This is a genomic window from Allosphingosinicella sp., assembly GCF_036403745.1.
GTDB lineage: Bacteria > Pseudomonadota > Alphaproteobacteria > Sphingomonadales > Sphingomonadaceae > Allosphingosinicella.
The window spans coordinates 1-15535 of sequence record NZ_DASWQI010000005.1 but is presented as its reverse complement, the minus strand read 5'-3'; the positions used below and the strand labels follow the sequence as shown (position 1 = coordinate 15535).

General features: G+C 64.4%; 11 protein-coding genes. 2 read left to right on the top strand and 9 right to left on the bottom strand.

Annotated elements, in window-relative coordinates:
- Window positions 1-162: 162 nt before the first annotated feature.
- Complete coding sequence (locus VGC56_RS00515) at window positions 163-1149, bottom strand: FecR family protein (protein WP_464122558.1); 987 nt, start codon at window positions 1147-1149, stop codon at window positions 163-165.
- Window positions 1150-1162: 13 nt separating this feature from the next.
- On the bottom strand, window positions 1163-1690 hold the full coding sequence (locus VGC56_RS00510; RefSeq protein WP_464122555.1) for an RNA polymerase sigma factor: 528 nt from the start codon (window positions 1688-1690) through the stop codon (window positions 1163-1165).
- A gap of 634 nt (window positions 1691-2324) precedes the next feature.
- Here VGC56_RS00510 and VGC56_RS00505 point away from each other — a divergent pair.
- A complete protein-coding gene (locus VGC56_RS00505; RefSeq protein ID WP_464122553.1) occupies window positions 2325-3044 on the top strand; it encodes a hypothetical protein in 720 nt (239 codons plus the stop codon).
- A 211-nt stretch (window positions 3045-3255) separates the two neighbouring features.
- Here VGC56_RS00505 and VGC56_RS00500 read toward each other — a convergent pair whose 3' ends face one another.
- From VGC56_RS00500 to VGC56_RS00480, 5 genes are all read right to left on the bottom strand, one after another.
- On the bottom strand, window positions 3256-4359 hold the full coding sequence (locus tag VGC56_RS00500) for a Fic family protein (RefSeq protein WP_464122550.1): 1104 nt from the start codon (window positions 4357-4359) through the stop codon (window positions 3256-3258).
- A 236-nt stretch (window positions 4360-4595) separates the two neighbouring features.
- Window positions 4596-5573: a helix-turn-helix domain-containing protein gene (locus VGC56_RS00495; RefSeq protein ID WP_464122547.1), complete on the bottom strand. Its 978-nt coding sequence runs from the start codon at window positions 5571-5573 to the stop codon at window positions 4596-4598.
- The gene (locus VGC56_RS00490) at window positions 5570-6730 is read right to left on the bottom strand and encodes a type II toxin-antitoxin system HipA family toxin (protein WP_464122620.1); all 1161 of its coding nucleotides are present in this window, start codon (window positions 6728-6730) and stop codon (window positions 5570-5572) included. The genes VGC56_RS00495 and VGC56_RS00490 overlap by 4 nt, the downstream gene beginning before the upstream one ends.
- 345 nt (window positions 6731-7075) lie before the next feature.
- Complete coding sequence (locus VGC56_RS00485) at window positions 7076-7747, bottom strand: papain-like cysteine protease family protein (protein ID WP_464122543.1); 672 nt, start codon at window positions 7745-7747, stop codon at window positions 7076-7078.
- A 36-nt stretch (window positions 7748-7783) separates the two neighbouring features.
- Window positions 7784-9067 carry a hypothetical protein gene (locus tag VGC56_RS00480; protein ID WP_464122541.1) on the bottom strand — a complete coding sequence of 428 codons (1284 nt, stop codon included), beginning with the start codon at window positions 9065-9067 and terminating at the stop codon, window positions 7784-7786.
- A 503-nt stretch (window positions 9068-9570) separates the two neighbouring features.
- On the opposite strand from VGC56_RS00480, the gene VGC56_RS00475 reads away from it, so the two are divergent.
- Window positions 9571-13212, top strand: coding sequence for an AAA family ATPase (locus VGC56_RS00475; protein WP_464122539.1), 3642 nt, complete (start codon window positions 9571-9573; stop codon window positions 13210-13212).
- On the opposite strand, the gene VGC56_RS00470 is transcribed toward VGC56_RS00475, so the two are convergent.
- Both VGC56_RS00470 and VGC56_RS00465 read right to left on the bottom strand, forming a co-directional pair.
- Window positions 13206-14318, bottom strand: coding sequence for a DegT/DnrJ/EryC1/StrS family aminotransferase (locus VGC56_RS00470; protein ID WP_464122537.1), 1113 nt, complete (start codon window positions 14316-14318; stop codon window positions 13206-13208). The two genes, VGC56_RS00475 and VGC56_RS00470, sit on opposite strands and share 7 nt — an antisense overlap.
- An 8-nt stretch (window positions 14319-14326) precedes the next feature.
- The gene (locus VGC56_RS00465; RefSeq protein WP_464122534.1) at window positions 14327-15457 is read right to left on the bottom strand and encodes a glycosyltransferase family 2 protein; all 1131 of its coding nucleotides are present in this window, start codon (window positions 15455-15457) and stop codon (window positions 14327-14329) included.
- Window positions 15458-15535: the final 78 nt, after the last annotated feature.

Sequence of the window (15535 nt, the reverse complement as noted above, 5' to 3'; positions counted from 1 at the left end):
CGATGGCCCCGCATGGCAGCGCAGCCGCCGCAATGAGCAGAGCGACGCGGACACTGAAGGTTCGATCTGACGGCGATAGCATTTAGGCCCCCTGCCACGGTTGACGGTCGAGGGCGGCCCGCGGCTTTCCGAGCGGTGGGCCCCCCTCCCACCTCCTAACGTTCAGGGCATGGTGGCACCCTGAAGCGCATCTCGCTTAAGGGCCTTCAGAACGATGCGACCATCATTCTGTTTCTCGCGATGCAAGTTGAAGAGCTCCGTGAGCGCAGACGCAAAACCTTCGGCGTCTCCGGTCGCGAAGGTCCCGCTAACGACTTCACCGCCAATACCTGGCGCGTCGAGCTCGATCGGATGGAGCGTGTAGCGATTGACCTCGGTGAGGGCTTCCGACACCGGCGTCTGCCTGAAGACGAGGCGGCCGCTCACCCAGGCAACGGCATCACCAGGATCCAATTTCCTGACGGTTCCGCTGCCGTCCTCCGTCACGGTCACCGCCTGACCGGGCTCAAGCCGCACCGTGTGACTCGAACTGCGAACGAGCACGCTCCCTTCGAGCAGGACGACGCGAACTCCGGCTTCCGTGCGGCGCACGTCGAACTTCGTGCCCAGCGCGGTCACCTCGACGTCAGCGGCAGAGACGATGAAGGGCCGACTGGCATCATGCGTGACGGTAAACAGCGCCTCGCCGCGCTGAAGTTCGACGCGCCTGGACCATTTGGAGATTGTAACGGCGACGCGACTGCTCGTGTTCAGGCGAAGATCGGAGCCATCGGCGAGCGAAACGGCTCGTTGCTCTCCGGCTTTGGTCTCGTACGCGCTGCTGTGTGGATAAAGGTAGACGGCTCCGAAGGCGAACAAGCCCCCAACCGCGACCATGAGCGCCTGACGCCTTCCATACCATCTGCGCCTCTCGACGGGACCGCGCGGACGCTTGAGCGCGCCTTGGAGCGCTTCGTCGATATCAGGGTCGTCGCGCAGGCTCTCAGAGGTGTTCCATACGCTCTCGACGTCCGAATATGCTGCTGCATTGCCAGGATGGCGACGCCACTCGTGGAATCGCGTCACCTCCTCCGCCGTCACGGAGCGCGAGTTAAGCCTCTGCAGCCAGTCCGCTGCTTCTTGAGCAGCTCTCTCATACTCGTCGTCCATGGATGGGATCTCTTTAGTCCCGCAGTCGAGCAGCGCAGATCGCCAACGCTTTCGTCATACGCCACTCCACCGTCTTTACCGATATGCCAAGATGAACCGCGATTTCGGCATAGGTCAATCGCGTAAAACGGCTCAGCAGAAAGACATCTCTAAGCGGCTCCGGAAGCGACATTACAATTCGCTTTAGCTCCAGGAGCTCCTCTTGGTCCGCCGCGCACGCCGGCTGAACGGCGTGATCCCTGTCATCTAGACCGACTACCAAGCGCGCGTCCTTCCGGAACCGGTCCCGGGCGAGGTTCAGTCCGATCCGCAGGAGAAGCGCCTTTGGGTATCGAGCCACGTCGGCCGAGGAGTACCGAGCCACCCTGATATACGTGTCCTGGACGAGGTCTTCGACGTCGGAGCCGCTGAAGCGCAGCTTGCGCTGGAGCGCGAACCCCAACCAGCTCGAATATCGCCGGTAAAGTTCGTCGACAGATGCAGCCTGCTCCGGGCACAGACGCACTTGCGATTGCTTTGGTGGTCCGACCGTCTCGGGCATGCGCGCACCTCTCCCACTCGCGGGGGCGCTGTGGCAGCGTCGCTGCCGGAAACAGATGGGCGGCTAGGCGCATCGCCGGCGATGACCGGCGAAGTCGCTATTCGTCGCAGCAGAGGTTTCCACGCCCCGCCGCCAATGCATGGCGGCAGGACCAATGCTGACGAGTCGCTCCGTGCAAGGCAAGAGGAAAGGGGGGTCGGGCGGTGGAATCCCTGCTGCTTAGCGGGACCCGCTTATTCCAGCCGGCTCGCGCCGCTCCGCACGCGGAGCCCCCGGCTAGAAAGCCGGCCTATATTCACGGCACCCGACCGGCGCCTTGATAACGACCCGCCGCAACGTTTCAAGGGAAGTGGCCTTCGCAACGACCTTGCCTTCGGCGGCTGCTCGTGGTTTCAATGCTTGTGTCGCCGTGAGGGAGGCGTGCCGGGGCTTTCGAGCTTCGTCCAACAGCAGCGCCTGCGCGCGAGCCTTCCTTTCACGTGCCGTCCTCCGCCGCCGCGATGCTGTTCGTCGACCGCCTCAGCCAAGCCTTGCTGGCTTTGCAGGCCCCGTCTTTTCCGAACCGGGCGACAGCACATGTCGCCCTTTCGAGCGGGGCGCCCTCATGCCATCAGTTCCCGATACAATCTCTCCTGTGATCGAACTCGACGAGGCTGCCGCGATTACCGCGGCCGTCACGGCACAGGAGCGGCTCGAATCGTACCTTCCTAGAATTCTTCGATGGGGAATGGTCGCAGCCGCGGCGGCCGCGTTGTTGCACAGATCCAGTGGCAAGGTGACGGGGCGCGTGCTTGTGGGTTCGCTAGCTGCCTTTCTCCTCAGTTCGCTAGTGATCGCAGTCGTGAGGAGGCTGTTCCTGTCGCCGTGTCGATGGCTCCGGTATCGCCGTGCTGAAAAGATCCTTCGGCGCGCGGTCACTGGTGCGGGTGCGAGAGCCGGGCTCGTTTGGTCCTGGACGCTCGGATCTCCCGGAGCGGCGGGCGTGACGGCTCGAGGCCAGCTCCTTTTGGCCGGGCGATCCTCTGCGTTTCACTTATTGCGGCTGGACCCCGAGCACATTGTTGACGCCAAGGTGGAGCGCGACGTGACGCTCGTCACCGAGACGCGGCACGGCGGAAGCACGATCATCGGACTCTCCGGCCAAGGGTGGATGGGCGGCTTCACGACAGGCAGTCGCTCCCAGTCGGTCACTCGACAAGACGAGCAGGCGTGGGCGGAGATCCACTATCAAATCGAGCGGAACGGCCGCGTCTGCGTGGCTATAATACCCTTCGGGGCGGACCGGGTGGGAGCAGAAAGCTTCTGCGCTCTGGTGACACGATTGCAGAGCCGTGTCGACAAGGAGGGGGAGTGACGACCGCCGCGAGTGCGTGGGGGAAACCGCGACGGCCGCCGGAGTGGTAACGAGCGGCAGGGCCTTCATCCCCGGTTCGCGATCGCTTCCGAAGCGACTCCGAGATCAATGACCATAACTCCTTCGCTCTCCTAGCGAGGAGACGAAGCTTGGTCTCACGGTGGGGCAGTCGTCAAAGATCGTTGAGGTTCTGACATGGCCGGAGAAGGCCCTACCTCGCGTCGACGACCAGCGAATAGCTGGTGCTGCGCCCGCCGCCCACATCCTTTTGCAGCGCGCCCTTATCGATCAGATCAGCAATGTCGCGCGCAGCGGTGTCTTGCGAGGTTTCCGCCAGCTTCGCGTACTTCGAACTCGTCAGCTTACCCTCGAAGCCGTTGAGGAGGCGGTTCAGCACCCTTCGCTGGCGATCATTGATTTGCACCGCGGCCAGCTTGTTCCAAAATTGCGCCTTTGCCAGGACAGCGTTGAGCATGCCATCGGCCCCCTCGATGGCGCGGCGCAGGCATTCGAGAAACCATTTCAACCAAGGAGTGATGTCGAGGTCGCCCTTTTGCGTGGTCTCGAGCATATCATAGTATGCGTTTCGCTCGGCCCGGATCTGTGCGGACATGCTGTAAAAGCGCTGCGTGCTATCTTCTGAGCGCGCAAGCGACATGTCGGCAACCGCGCGCGCCATGCGGCCGTTCCCGTCCTCGAACGGGTGGATTGTGACGAACCACAAATGGGCAATGCCGGCTTTGAGCACCGGATCGATACCTCCTTCACCCGCAAACCAATCGAGAAAGCGCTCCATTTCCCGCTTGAGCTTATTCGCCGCGGGCGCCTCGTAGTGGACCTTCTCCTTGCCGATGGCCCCCGAAACTACCTGCATTGGACCGCTCGAATCGTCGCGCCACGCGCCGACCATGATACGGGACATGCCGCTGCGCCCGGTCGGAAACAGCGCCGCATGCCATGCGAATAGGCGTTCGTCGGTGAGCTCCTTCTCATAGTTCTGCGTCGCGTCGAGCATCATCTCGACCACGCCTTCCACGTACCGGTCGGCGGGAACTAGGCCCGCGATGTCGAGGCGGCGCGCGATCGAGGAGCGAACCTGATCCTCATCCAGCTTTTCGCCCTCGATCTCCGAGGTCTTTAGGACGTCTTCGGTGAGCGTTTGCAGCAGCGCTTCGGTGCGCAGGCGGAACCCCAGCCCCTCCATTCGGCCGAGCAATCGCCCCTGTTTGTGGCGCACATCGGCGAGCAACGCAGCAAGCTGATCGTCGCGCCACGTGAATTTTGGCCAAGCTTTTCGTTCATAGATGTAGGCCATATTCTCCGCACTCTCTGCGGAGATTGTAGGCCACATTCTCCGCAAACGGAAGCCTGATTCTCCGCACTTTGTGCGGAGAATGAACGGCCTAATCTCCGCAACACGCCGCTGGCTGCGGGGCAGATTGGGAGTGTCGCATATCGGGCGGCGTGCGGCGATCAGGGGCCGCGACGTAGTCGTAGCGATGACGGCGTTTGATAGACGCGCACCGTGCCGGGCGGCCTGGCGAGGCTCTCCTAGCGCCGGCGGGCGGCGAGCAACTCCGCAAGCTCCTGAGCCACTAGCGATTCGGTTAGTCGGTAACCATCGAACCGCTCGTAGAGCGGGACGAGGAAGCGCGTCAGCGGCCCCTCCAGCGCTTCGAGCGCCTCCCGCACTGTCAGGCTTACCCCCACCGTCGCGGCCGTGGCGCGGGCGCGCCTGCCCGGCTCGACCACTCCGCGCAGCAACGGTTTCGCCCAGGAAGCGAGTTCACGTCCTTCTAGGCCGGTGAAGCCCGCCCGTATGTGGAGGGCTGTGCTGTCGGGCGCTGCAAGGCGGTGCGCGAGCGCCGCCGCGTGAAGGATGACCTCCGCAGCACGCCAGATCGGAAGCGTGATATCAAAGACCGCCCCTGGCTGGAGATTGTCGGGGCCGTCCTCCTGATAACCGCGACGCAGAAAGGCCCGGCCCTCATTCGACACGCGCCAGAAGTCACTGTGCGCGGCGTCCGCGAAGACCCGGTCCCGCCGTGCGCCGAGCCAGCATTCCACCAGGCCGCCGCGCGTGTAGGGCCGTAGTCCTTCCTTTTCGGGCACCCAGAAGGGTGGCCAGCCGGTATGGCCTTCGACCGAACGTAGCTGTTCGAGGAGATCTCCCGCCGGACCGGCCTCGACATCCTCGATCACATAGTCGTAGCTGACATGACCGAGTGGCAGACGGGCCGGATCACCCTCCGGAAGCGCCGAGACGAGGTCCTGCCAGCGATGCTGCGCCGCCTGGACGAAGCTGTCCTGACCGTCGATCGGGCCGACGCCTTCCAGGAGTCCCAGCGCGCCGAGGATGTCGAATACCTTGCCCAGCTGGAGATTGGTCTCGCCGCGCTCGAACAGCAGGACCGTCGCCCGGCTGACGCCGGCGATCGATGCGAGCCCCGCTTGGGTGAGGTTCTCCGCTTTGCGCCGCCGCACCGCTTCCTCGACGAGTCCGCGCCAGTTGAGGGCCGACTGGTTCATCGCAGGATCCTTTGCTCGTGGCGCCGTACTACTTCAGCATAGCGGCTCCGGAAATCGCCGGGCGCGGCGGCTTCGCATGCCGAGAGCGTGGGTGACCGCGCGAACCCCCGCCGCAGATCGGCGAAGGCGAGCTCCACGCCGCTCTCCTTGAGGCCGATGTCGTCCCCAAGCTTGCGAAGAAGGGACGCCGACACCTCCTCGAGCGCCCGCACGCGTCCGTCGATCGCAAGCGCCGTGAGCGCGTCATATCGACCATACACTTCCGTGTTGAGCAGGTCGTACGCAGGGCTTAGGCGCAGCCCCTCTCCTCGCTCGAGCAACGAGAAGTTTTTCAGGTGCGCATCCGCGTTGCCGACGACGAGGTTGAACAGGACGAGCCGATAGAATCGTACGAGATCGATCTGCGCCCTTGCCGAATATCGCCGGACCGCTTCCGCGGCCTCCTCGTAGCTCGACTCGTACTTACCTCGAAAATCACGCCCGCGCGGTTTGCTCAGCACCTGCGCGAAGTCCTCGAGGCGGAGCAGCCGGTCGCCGTCCCTGTCGAAGCGCTCGACGAGCAGGGCGATTCCTTCGACCCCGTGCAGGGTACCGATAGCGGCACCGGTCACTTCGGAGGCCCCCAGCACCTCGCGCGCAATCTTGAGAGTCAGATCCTCGTTCTGCACGAGGGTAGGCTCGTCGCGATCGTTGAACTTAGCGATGTGCGTCGCGGGCTCCTCGAATCCGATCGAGGGGAGGAAAGCGGCTTCCTGGCGATAGGCGAGCAGCTTCTTTTGTACGCCCGAAACCGTCCTGCGGGCCTGCACGGCTGCTTCTTCCGGCGGAGCCGCCTCGTTTGCTTCCGCTGGACCGGCCGATGCCGGCTCACTGGGAAGCACTCCTACGGCCCCGATGCAGTCGGCTCCGTAGCGGATCAGAAGCCCCAGATCGTCCTCGTCTGCAAAATGACCTGCGCGTGCTTGCCGACTCCGAAGCCACCCTTCGGGGGCGAGATGCTCGAAGAAGGGGTGTAGCCCCTGCGCCCATCTATGCTCGCGCTCGGCCGCGGGAAGTGCGCAGCCAATGTCCTGAGTGGCGCCTTCGTCATAGATGAAGACAGTCCCACCGCTGTCGGTTTCTAACAACGTGCCGACGCGTTGCCGCTTAAATGTCACCAAGGCTGTACGGATTGGGATGAGCTGAGTTCTCCTGTCCACCTTCCGGTGCTTCTACGGCAACTTTCACAAATATGTCAATATTTGCGTACATATTGTTGCCGCGAGCCCCATTCGGAGCGTGATTTTGGGCCTACGGCAGAGGGACCTCGGCCGTTCCATACCCCGTGCCCACCTGGGAAGCGCTACGTCTCGAGCGGGCGGAGCGCCGTCGACCGCTCGTGCTAGCTTATCGGGGGCGTTTCTATGATCGCCAAGCCCGCACGCAGTGGTCGGAAACGATAACCGGACCATATCTTCGAGGACGAGACTCGCCGGAGTTGAGCGGCGGCGGCCCACGAGGCGTCAGCTGGCGCTGGCGGCCCAGGCATCGGTATTCCGGCCTAGGAGGCCGTTCGCGGGATAGTCGGCAATGAACTCGTCGTAGGGCATGTACCGGCTCTGGACGGGTAGTCGTGGCGGTTGGGACCAAGGGTCGCAAACGAGCACCTGCCGCGTCCCGTTCGGCGCCACCCACCATCCCGTTATGCACAGGTAGTGGCCGTCATTCCCGAACGCCATTCGGCAGATGATCGGACGACGTGCGGCGATCTGAGCGGGGAGGGCCTCGAAGGGGACCGGCGCATCCTCCGCCAGCACAGTGGTCGCGATTCCCCTTTCCCCGAGTACGCACGTCACGTCGTGGTCGCCGTTGCATTCGGCGGCGCACCGGAACGCCGCCGCGCAGCGTCCGCCCCCAGTCCGGCTTGCTTCGGGCGGCGCGCAACTGGCGCCAGGGCGGTTCTGGGAGATGTGATGGGTGGCAATCTCCTCTTGGCTGTATCTTGCTTGGCGCAGATGAATCTCGATCGCCTGCGTCACGGCTGCCCAGCACCAATTCGTCTGCTCTTGGCCCACCATTTCGATCGCAAAGGCATCCCCCTGCGCCTGAGCTCCGGCTCCTCCGGCCGCTGGAGCGGCTGCAGACGCCGACGACGGACCAGGGGATAAATCAGAGTCGGCGAAATCGTCACTCATGATCCAAGCTCCCGTTCAGGAGGGGAGGCAAGTTGCTCACTCGAGCACAGACGGCGTACATGTCTGAGCTCTGGTTTTTTGCGATCTGCGCACGGTCGCGTTCTGGACGTCTCGAAGGTTGGTTAGCGCTGTGCGGCAGACGAGGTAGCCGCTCCTGAGGAGTTGCCCCGAGCGCGGCTCGGTGAGACTGTAGCTGACCACCAGGGCTCCCGTGATTCCGACGGCCGGCGCTCCAAGGGCGGTCCAGACGTTTGAGCGCTTGAGTATGCTCCCCCCGCCCTTTTCGACTGCGACCCGCAGCACGCGTGGCTCTCCCTGCATGAGAGCCTCGACGCGAATCGCTTGGGCGAGCGGCGTCTGGCCGTTGTCGTCGCGCTTCAGCAACTTCGCTTCAAGTCCGTCGATGGAGGCGAGTGCGGCATCAAAGGCGGCGAGTTTCTTGGTAAGCCATGAGCTCTTCTTCTCCTTCGCAAAGCGTTCGCGGCATTCCTGGGCCAACGCGCGGGCTGCCTTGAGATCGGACCACGATTGGGCGAGGACGCTTCGCTGGGGCGTTGCCACTGCTGCCGAAGGGATGATGACGTCGTAACCTGCGTCCAGCAGTCGCCGTCCGGTCGCAGCGACGAGCATTCGGTGCACGAGCGGCACCTCGACCCCGCTGATTTCCGTGTCCGTCTTGAGGAGATTGAGTCCGGCTCCGATCACGGCGAGCGGGATCCCGCCACCGGTCTTGTCGGTCGGAGCAACGCTGTTCGTGGTACAATATTGTGGCGTTCCCTGGGTGAGGAGCCGTCGTACGTCGGCGATCTGGCCGGCGACGTTCTCTGAGAGGTCCAGAGCTAGAGGTTCGTCGACGGGTACCAGCAGGATTGAGTGGCTCGCCGCACGCGGTGCCCCAACGGTCGCCCGCCCCGGCAGAGTCGGCGGAGGCGGCGGTGCATTCGGATCGTTTGACGGGGTAGGGCCGTCCATCCCCGGGGAGCCACTGCTCCTCGTATCTGCGGCGCGGATATCCGTGGCGATGAACTGTCCGGCAGCGTCAAGTGTCGAAGTCGACAGCATCCACGCTTCGATCAGACCGGCATTGGCTCCGAGGCTGGTTTTCCCCTCCGCCTGCGGCAGTCCCAGAGCATCGGTTTGGGCTTTGAGCCGGGCGGTCGCTGCTGTCGTGGCGGCGGCAGCGGCGGTGTCGCGCGCCGCTCGCGCGTTCAGCTTCGCCGTCTCTTGCGCGACGGGATCGGGAGCTGGACTGGACCCGCTGTCCTGGCCGGCGGCGGGCGAGGCGAGCAAAACGACAGTGGCGAGAAATATGGGTCTCAATACGGCCTCCCCCCTTAGAAGCTCCCTGGACGGCGTATGGCTGATGATCCGCAGGGCGAAATCACCATGAGTCGCCAGAAGGAGAGGTTGCCAGAGTCGCCATTCGAAGAAAAGACCCTGGGCACAACGTGGCCCGATTAGGAGCAATAGTTATCCCCCAGAACCAGCATCCACGCGGGGCCCCGGGTCACATTCTGTATGAAGACGGTTCATATCCGGGCCGACGATGTCAGCGATCATCGCTCTTGCCCGGTCTAGTGTGCACCCCCGAGAGCAATCGACCTCGTTCAGCTTAGTTTTGCCGCTCGCTTCGGAGTCGGCCGGTCGCGCGTAAGTTCGCCGAAAGCATGGCTGCGGGTGTCTGCTTAGCGCCGACGGAATCTAGATGAGCTGCGGACTGAGTTCATTCGGGCTGCGCGCAGACCGACTCTGCTCGGCCTGACCCGGACAAAGAGCAGCCGGGCCGCGCACCGCGCCCGATTGATAATCGGGAATTATAGAGCTTGACCGACCAGGTTCTTGCGCCTGAATTTGGCGAGGTTGAGGTGTGGGATCTGATGACCCGCGACCTCAAGCTGGCGGCCGAGGAGCTGGTGAGCGCGGGCATTGAAACGGAGGTGCCGCCCCGGAGTGGCGCCTACGCGGAACGGCAATATCAAATCTTCGAAGTCGTCACCGCGATCGTTTTCTCGAAGCTTCGGCCGGATTACCGCTGGTCCGTATCGCCCAGATCCAAAGACGGCGGAATCGATTTTGTCGGACGAAGCGACTTCCTGAAGTCGATTCCGCTCGGGATCGACGCTTCGATCATCATCGGCGGGCAATGCAAGAAACGCAATCGCGCCGGAAAGCTGCTCGACGAGCTGGCCGGCAGCCTGATCGCCATGGGGCGGCGCCTCCGGCCGACCTTCTTCATCGCGGTGGTATCGGCACGGCTCAGCGAGGAGCGCGTGACCAGCGCGAAACGTGATCTGGAAGGGGAGCTGCGCAGGCACTGCCATATCTTTGATCGCCGCGGGATCGAGGCGTTGATCGCTGATCAGATCGACGCCGTCGCGCCGATCCTCCGCGCCGGGCTTTCCAAGCCGCAGTCAGACGGAGTCGTCCGCTACTTCAGCCGGCGCGGCGGGTCGAAATTCTCGCTCCACGTTGCGCCCGCAGCACGTTCGATGCAGGCAGGCGCTCCGTTCCGGCTGGTCGTCGATATCCGCCATCAAGGCGCCGGGAGCGCTCCGCTCCGGCTTCGCTGGGTACCGGGTCCGAGCGGCCCGGCGCCGACGCTCGTCGCTCCGGTCGGCGGCGATTTTCCTGAGGGCGCCCCGCTCAGCCTCGGCAAGGACCCTATCGACCCCTTCGCGGACCGGCTGGAGCTAGAGTTTCTGACGTATTCTGTCGGCGTGATTCCGCTCGGATCCGTCGAAGTCCAGGGGCCGGGATCGATATCGACAAGGGCAACCCTGCCCGACGTGGAGGTGATGCCGAACCTACGGCCGCGCTTCTACGCAACTCCTTATCGCCGGCAGCTGGAGGCGATAACGGAGGCGCTCGGCCACGCCGAGGCCGGCGAGCCGACCGTCCTCGCCGTGCTCGGCAACGGCGGCAGCGGCAAGACCAGGCTCTGCCAGGAGGCAGGGCTGGAGGGACGGCGCCGCGGCGCCGAATATATTACCGCCGAGCAGGTCGTTTCGATCGAACGGCCGTATCGGATATTCGCGGAGCTGCTCATCGCCCTTGCTGGGCCCTCCTTGTCGAGCGAAGATCCGGCAGCCGACGTTCTTGCCGATCTGTCCCGGCTTCAGCCCCCGTTGGCCGAGCGGGCGCGGCCGCTGATCACCGCCCTAGTCGGCAGCACGGGCAAGGCCACGATCGACGACGACCAATTGCTTCTCTCCTGCTTCGTCCTGCTGGCGGTGGCGCGGTCGCAGTCGAAGCCGCTGATCATTCATCTGCAGAACCTGCACTGGTGCACCGGCGAAGCGCTCGAATTCGTCGAGCGGCTGATCTGGCAGTTGCAGCGCGCTGCCCTCGGAGACGGAGTCAACAGTCAGCGCAGGCGAATCCCCATCCTGTTCCTGCTCGAGGGGCGCACCCACGAGCAGCGCCACTCGATGGATCGGCGCTGGTCGACGCGCGCTTTCGAGGAGTTTCTCGACGGCTTGAAATGCCGCCGAATCCGCTGTCCCCACCTCGACGATCCCGAAAGTGCTGCATTCGTCCGGCGGCTGTTCGAGGAACCCTGGAGCGCCGATCGGCAGCTTCCCGAGTCTTTCACCGAAGCGCAGGAAGAGCTGATCGTAACCCTCTGCCGCACGAGCGGAGGCAATCCCTTCCACATCCTTGAACACCTCAGGCTCCTCAAGCAAAGCGGCTTGATCGGTCTCAGTCCGGTGACCGGACTAGCCTATCTGACCCAACCGGTCGTGGGGCAGATCGAGTTTTCCACCGACGTAATAGAGACGATCCGAGCACGATGGATCTATCTTGCTTCACACGCGCGCGAAGCGGCTCTCCTCGTCGCCGCGGCAGCGATGTTCGAAGACAGACTTCCTACCCGCCTGTTCACCAGCCTGTGGCGGCGACTGGCGCCCGCGCTGTCGCGGCCAGAGGTCTTGTCACTCGAGCTGTTTCGTTTCCCCGAGGGCGAGACCGACTCAGGCGATGTCGGATTCCGCCATGAAAATTATTTCCACGCCCTGCACGAGCTGCCGCTCGGGGAGCAGGATCGCCGCGCCATACTCGCGTCCTATCTTGACTGGTTCGAAACCAATCCGGGCGACGATCCGGACCTGATATTCCTTGAGGCGCGGGTTCGTCTCCAGGCTCACCGGGGCCCCGACGAGCGGGCCGCGGCCCTGCTTCGAAGGGCGGTTGAGGTGGGTCGGAACCAGGCCAAGCCCGCAGTTGCCGCCAGGGCGATCACGACTTTGCTCGACGAATTCATGTGGGCTCCCGGAAGGGTCGAAGCGCTGGACGCCGACGGCCTGGTTGCTGTCTGCGACGACGAGCTTGCTCTGTGCGCCTATCTCATCACGGCGGGCAGGCGCGACGTCGCCGGGCGCCGCGTCGATCGCGCTCTGGAACGGCTGGGCGGCCTGCCTGCGATCGATCAGGGCGATTCGGCATCGCCTCTCGAGCTCCAGCGCATGCGCCTTTTGGCAATGTCCGCCCGCATCAAATTCAACGACGGTCAGCCCATCCAGGCGGCCGCGATCAGCGGCGGCCTTGTGCGCCGCCTCGAGCGGCTCGGCGCGAGTCCCGACGAGGCGGGCGCAGCGGCTCGGGACCTAGTCATGGAGGTTCTGCAGGTCCATGCCGTGGCGGCCGCGCTGGCCGGCGATCTAGAGCTGGCCCGCGAAGCGTCGGGGCGCGCGACCTCGCTTGCCCTGGCCATCGTTCCGGCCACGCCCCACGCTGTCGACGTCGTCAGCTGCCATGGCAACATAATGAGCGCGTTCGACGCTCGGGCCGCACTGGACATCCTGCTTCGCTGCGCGGCCATGCCGGGAGCCGACGAGGCCGATCAGCCGACCCTGATGCGCCTGAAGATAAATACCGACCTAGTTCGAATCGTTCTCGCCTACGAAGAGCGGGACCGTGCCCCGGGCCGATCGGCCGAGCTTCTCGCCGAGGCCTGGGAGAGTCTGAGCGCCGTCCATCGCCTCGCCTCGGCGCTAGGACGGTTTTCGACGGCCGCCGCGGCGGCCCTGCTGCTCGGCCTCGCGGCGACCTTGCGCGGCGACGAGTCGACGCGCTGGTTTGCCGAAGCGGTGACCGGAGCGAGCCGGGGTCGCCAGCTGGAGACGCTCTGGCGATCCCAGATCAACCTCGCCCACAGTCTCGACTGTGCCGGCCGCTCTCCACTGGAGAGCGCGGCCGCCGCCATGGGCCTGCTCGAGCAGAGCCTCGACGATATTCCCGATCCCGACAAGTCGCCGCGATTTCGGCTGGTCGCGGTGCCACTGGCGGCGGCGGCGCGCTATTGCATCGTCGCCGGTGACCCCCGGGGAGCCGCGATCCTGGAGAGATTCCCTGCTCTGCGTCACCTGTTCGTGGACGTCGCCGGGGGCGTCCTGCGCCCAGATCGAGGCGGCTTCGCGAGCCACGAATGGTTGCGGGTGGGGGGCCGGGACTATGTCCTTTATTGATCGGCGCCGCCCCTACTCGCCTCAATCGCGACGTTGCAGATGAGTTCGACGTCGGCCTCGCCGAGTTCCGCGTGAAGCGGCAGGAGAAGCGTCAACCGGGTTGCTAGATCGGCCCCCGGATAGTCGCCCCCGTCCTCGTACAAGCGCATCCGGTGGAGAGGCCAGTAGCGAAAGGTGGCGTAGACCCCCCGATCGCGCAGGGCCCAAGCCACGGAGTCGCGAGCCGGCGTCTGGATCCAGAAAAAATATGGGGCGTCCGTCGCCACGAGGTCTGGAGCCGTCGCGATCTCGTCGAAACCGGCAAACCCGGCAGCATAGGATTCGATCAGAGCCGCGCGGCGCTCCACCAACAGAGGCAGTCGCTTCAGCTGGACCCGTGCGATGGCCGCCGTCAGATCGTTCATGAAGGCACGTCTGCCCGGCTGCTGCGGATCCATCTGCCACCACCTTTGGGCATGTGCCGCCGCGTCAAGCCCGGACAATATCCCGCCCAGTCGACTGCTTCGATCGATCCGCCCCCGCAGCATCTCGTCAGCGCACCGGAGCATCCCGCCGTCGCCGGCGGCGAGCAGCTTCATGGAATCGAATGACCAGATGCCGACGTCGCCCAGCGTTCCACAGGCCCCCGCAGGAGTCGTCGCGGCGAGGCCGCAAGCCGCGTCTTCGATGAGCAGGACGCCGTGTCGGCGCGCCAGGGCCGCAATCTCTTCGACCCATCCCGGCCGGCCGCCGTAATGGAGTAGGATGAGGGCACGGGTGCGAGCGTTCAGACAGCGCTCGATCTGCTCGGGGGTGGGATTGAGGGTGAGCGGGTCTACATCCGCGAGCCGGATCCTGGCCCCCGCGCTCCGCACAGCATGCGCCGCGCCGACATAGCTGATCGTGGGCAGCACGACCTCGTCGTTGGGGCCGAGGTCCAGGGCCTCGAGAGTCAGGAAGAGGCCCTCCGTGCAGCTCGTTATCGCGATCAGCTGCTCCTCGGGAACTCCGACATAAGCCGCGAACTCCTGCCTGAACGCCTGCACCCGCGGTCCCGCACCCGGCCAGCCGTCTCGGAACACGCCTGCAACTGCATCGAGCTCCTCGTCGCCGAGCGAGGGTTGCATCCAACGGATCATACCGGAATGCGTTCGGCCAAGAACTCGCTGGCGGTGAAAATGGCGCCGGTCGAGTCCGCGATGATCTCCTCGCCGACGGTCCGGAGGCGGTTTTCGAACCAAAGGCGGTTGCTGGCGAGATCCGCGCAGCCGTTGACGAAGTAGATATAGGGTATCGGTTCGAGGACTGCCCGGTGCGGGAGAAGCATCGGCAGGAGCAGCGGCCCCTTGCCCAGGCTATGAGTACGCCGATGGACGGTTCGGGCGAGCGCTCCGGACCAGCGGCGATCGATCCGGTCGAGGAATATCTCATCGTCCCGGGTGGTCGAAAGGTTGAGGGGGGCGAACGGGTAGCCCGCCAGCTCCGGCCTTTGATCCAGCACGTAGTCGAGAGCCTCGTCAATGTAGTCGCCGATGTCGACTTGCCGAGCGCCGCTCCACTTTATCCAGAACAGGGCGTCCGCCTCTTCGATGCCGGAGAAGCGAGGCGGGCCGGACTGACTGACCCAATGGTAGGCGACGGAATCGGCGACGGTATAATTGTCGTAGCCGAGCTTCACCGCCTCAAGGCAGTGGTCGATGTCCTCGTTGCAATTGTAGTAGCGCTCATCGAGGGGGCCGACGGCCTGGAGAACGGGTCGGGACATGGCGACCGTCGCTCCGGTCACGATCTGCATCTTGCGGGTGCGCCGGCATAACGGATGGTCAGCCGCCATGTCGAAATAGACATGGCACCAGCTGAGCGCCCCGAACGCCATTCCAATATGCTGGACCCGGCCCGTTGTCGGAAAGATCAGCTTTGAGCCGACGATACCGACGTTCGGCGTTCCATCGATCCAGGCCACCAGCTTCTCAAGACAGTCGCTGTGCAAAATCAGGTCGGTATTGAGCTGGATTACAATGTCGCCGTCGGCGGCTTCGAAGCCGCGATTAACGGCAGCCGAATAGCCCAGGTTCATCGGATTTCGGATCCGGACCACCTCGCGATACGGGCTGCCGGAAGGAAACACCTCGCTCACTCGCTCGGACGAGCCGTCGTCCACCAGGATGAGCTGAGTCTCAGGCAACGCAGCCGCCGCGAGGCTGTCGAAGAAGGCGGGCAGGAAGGACAGCCCGTTATAGACCGGAACAATCACGCTCAGCCGCATTCGATAATTCCCGATTATCTTTCGACCACGGCTCGAACCTAGAGCGTCCCCGGCTTGGAAAGAAGTCGGAAAAGTATC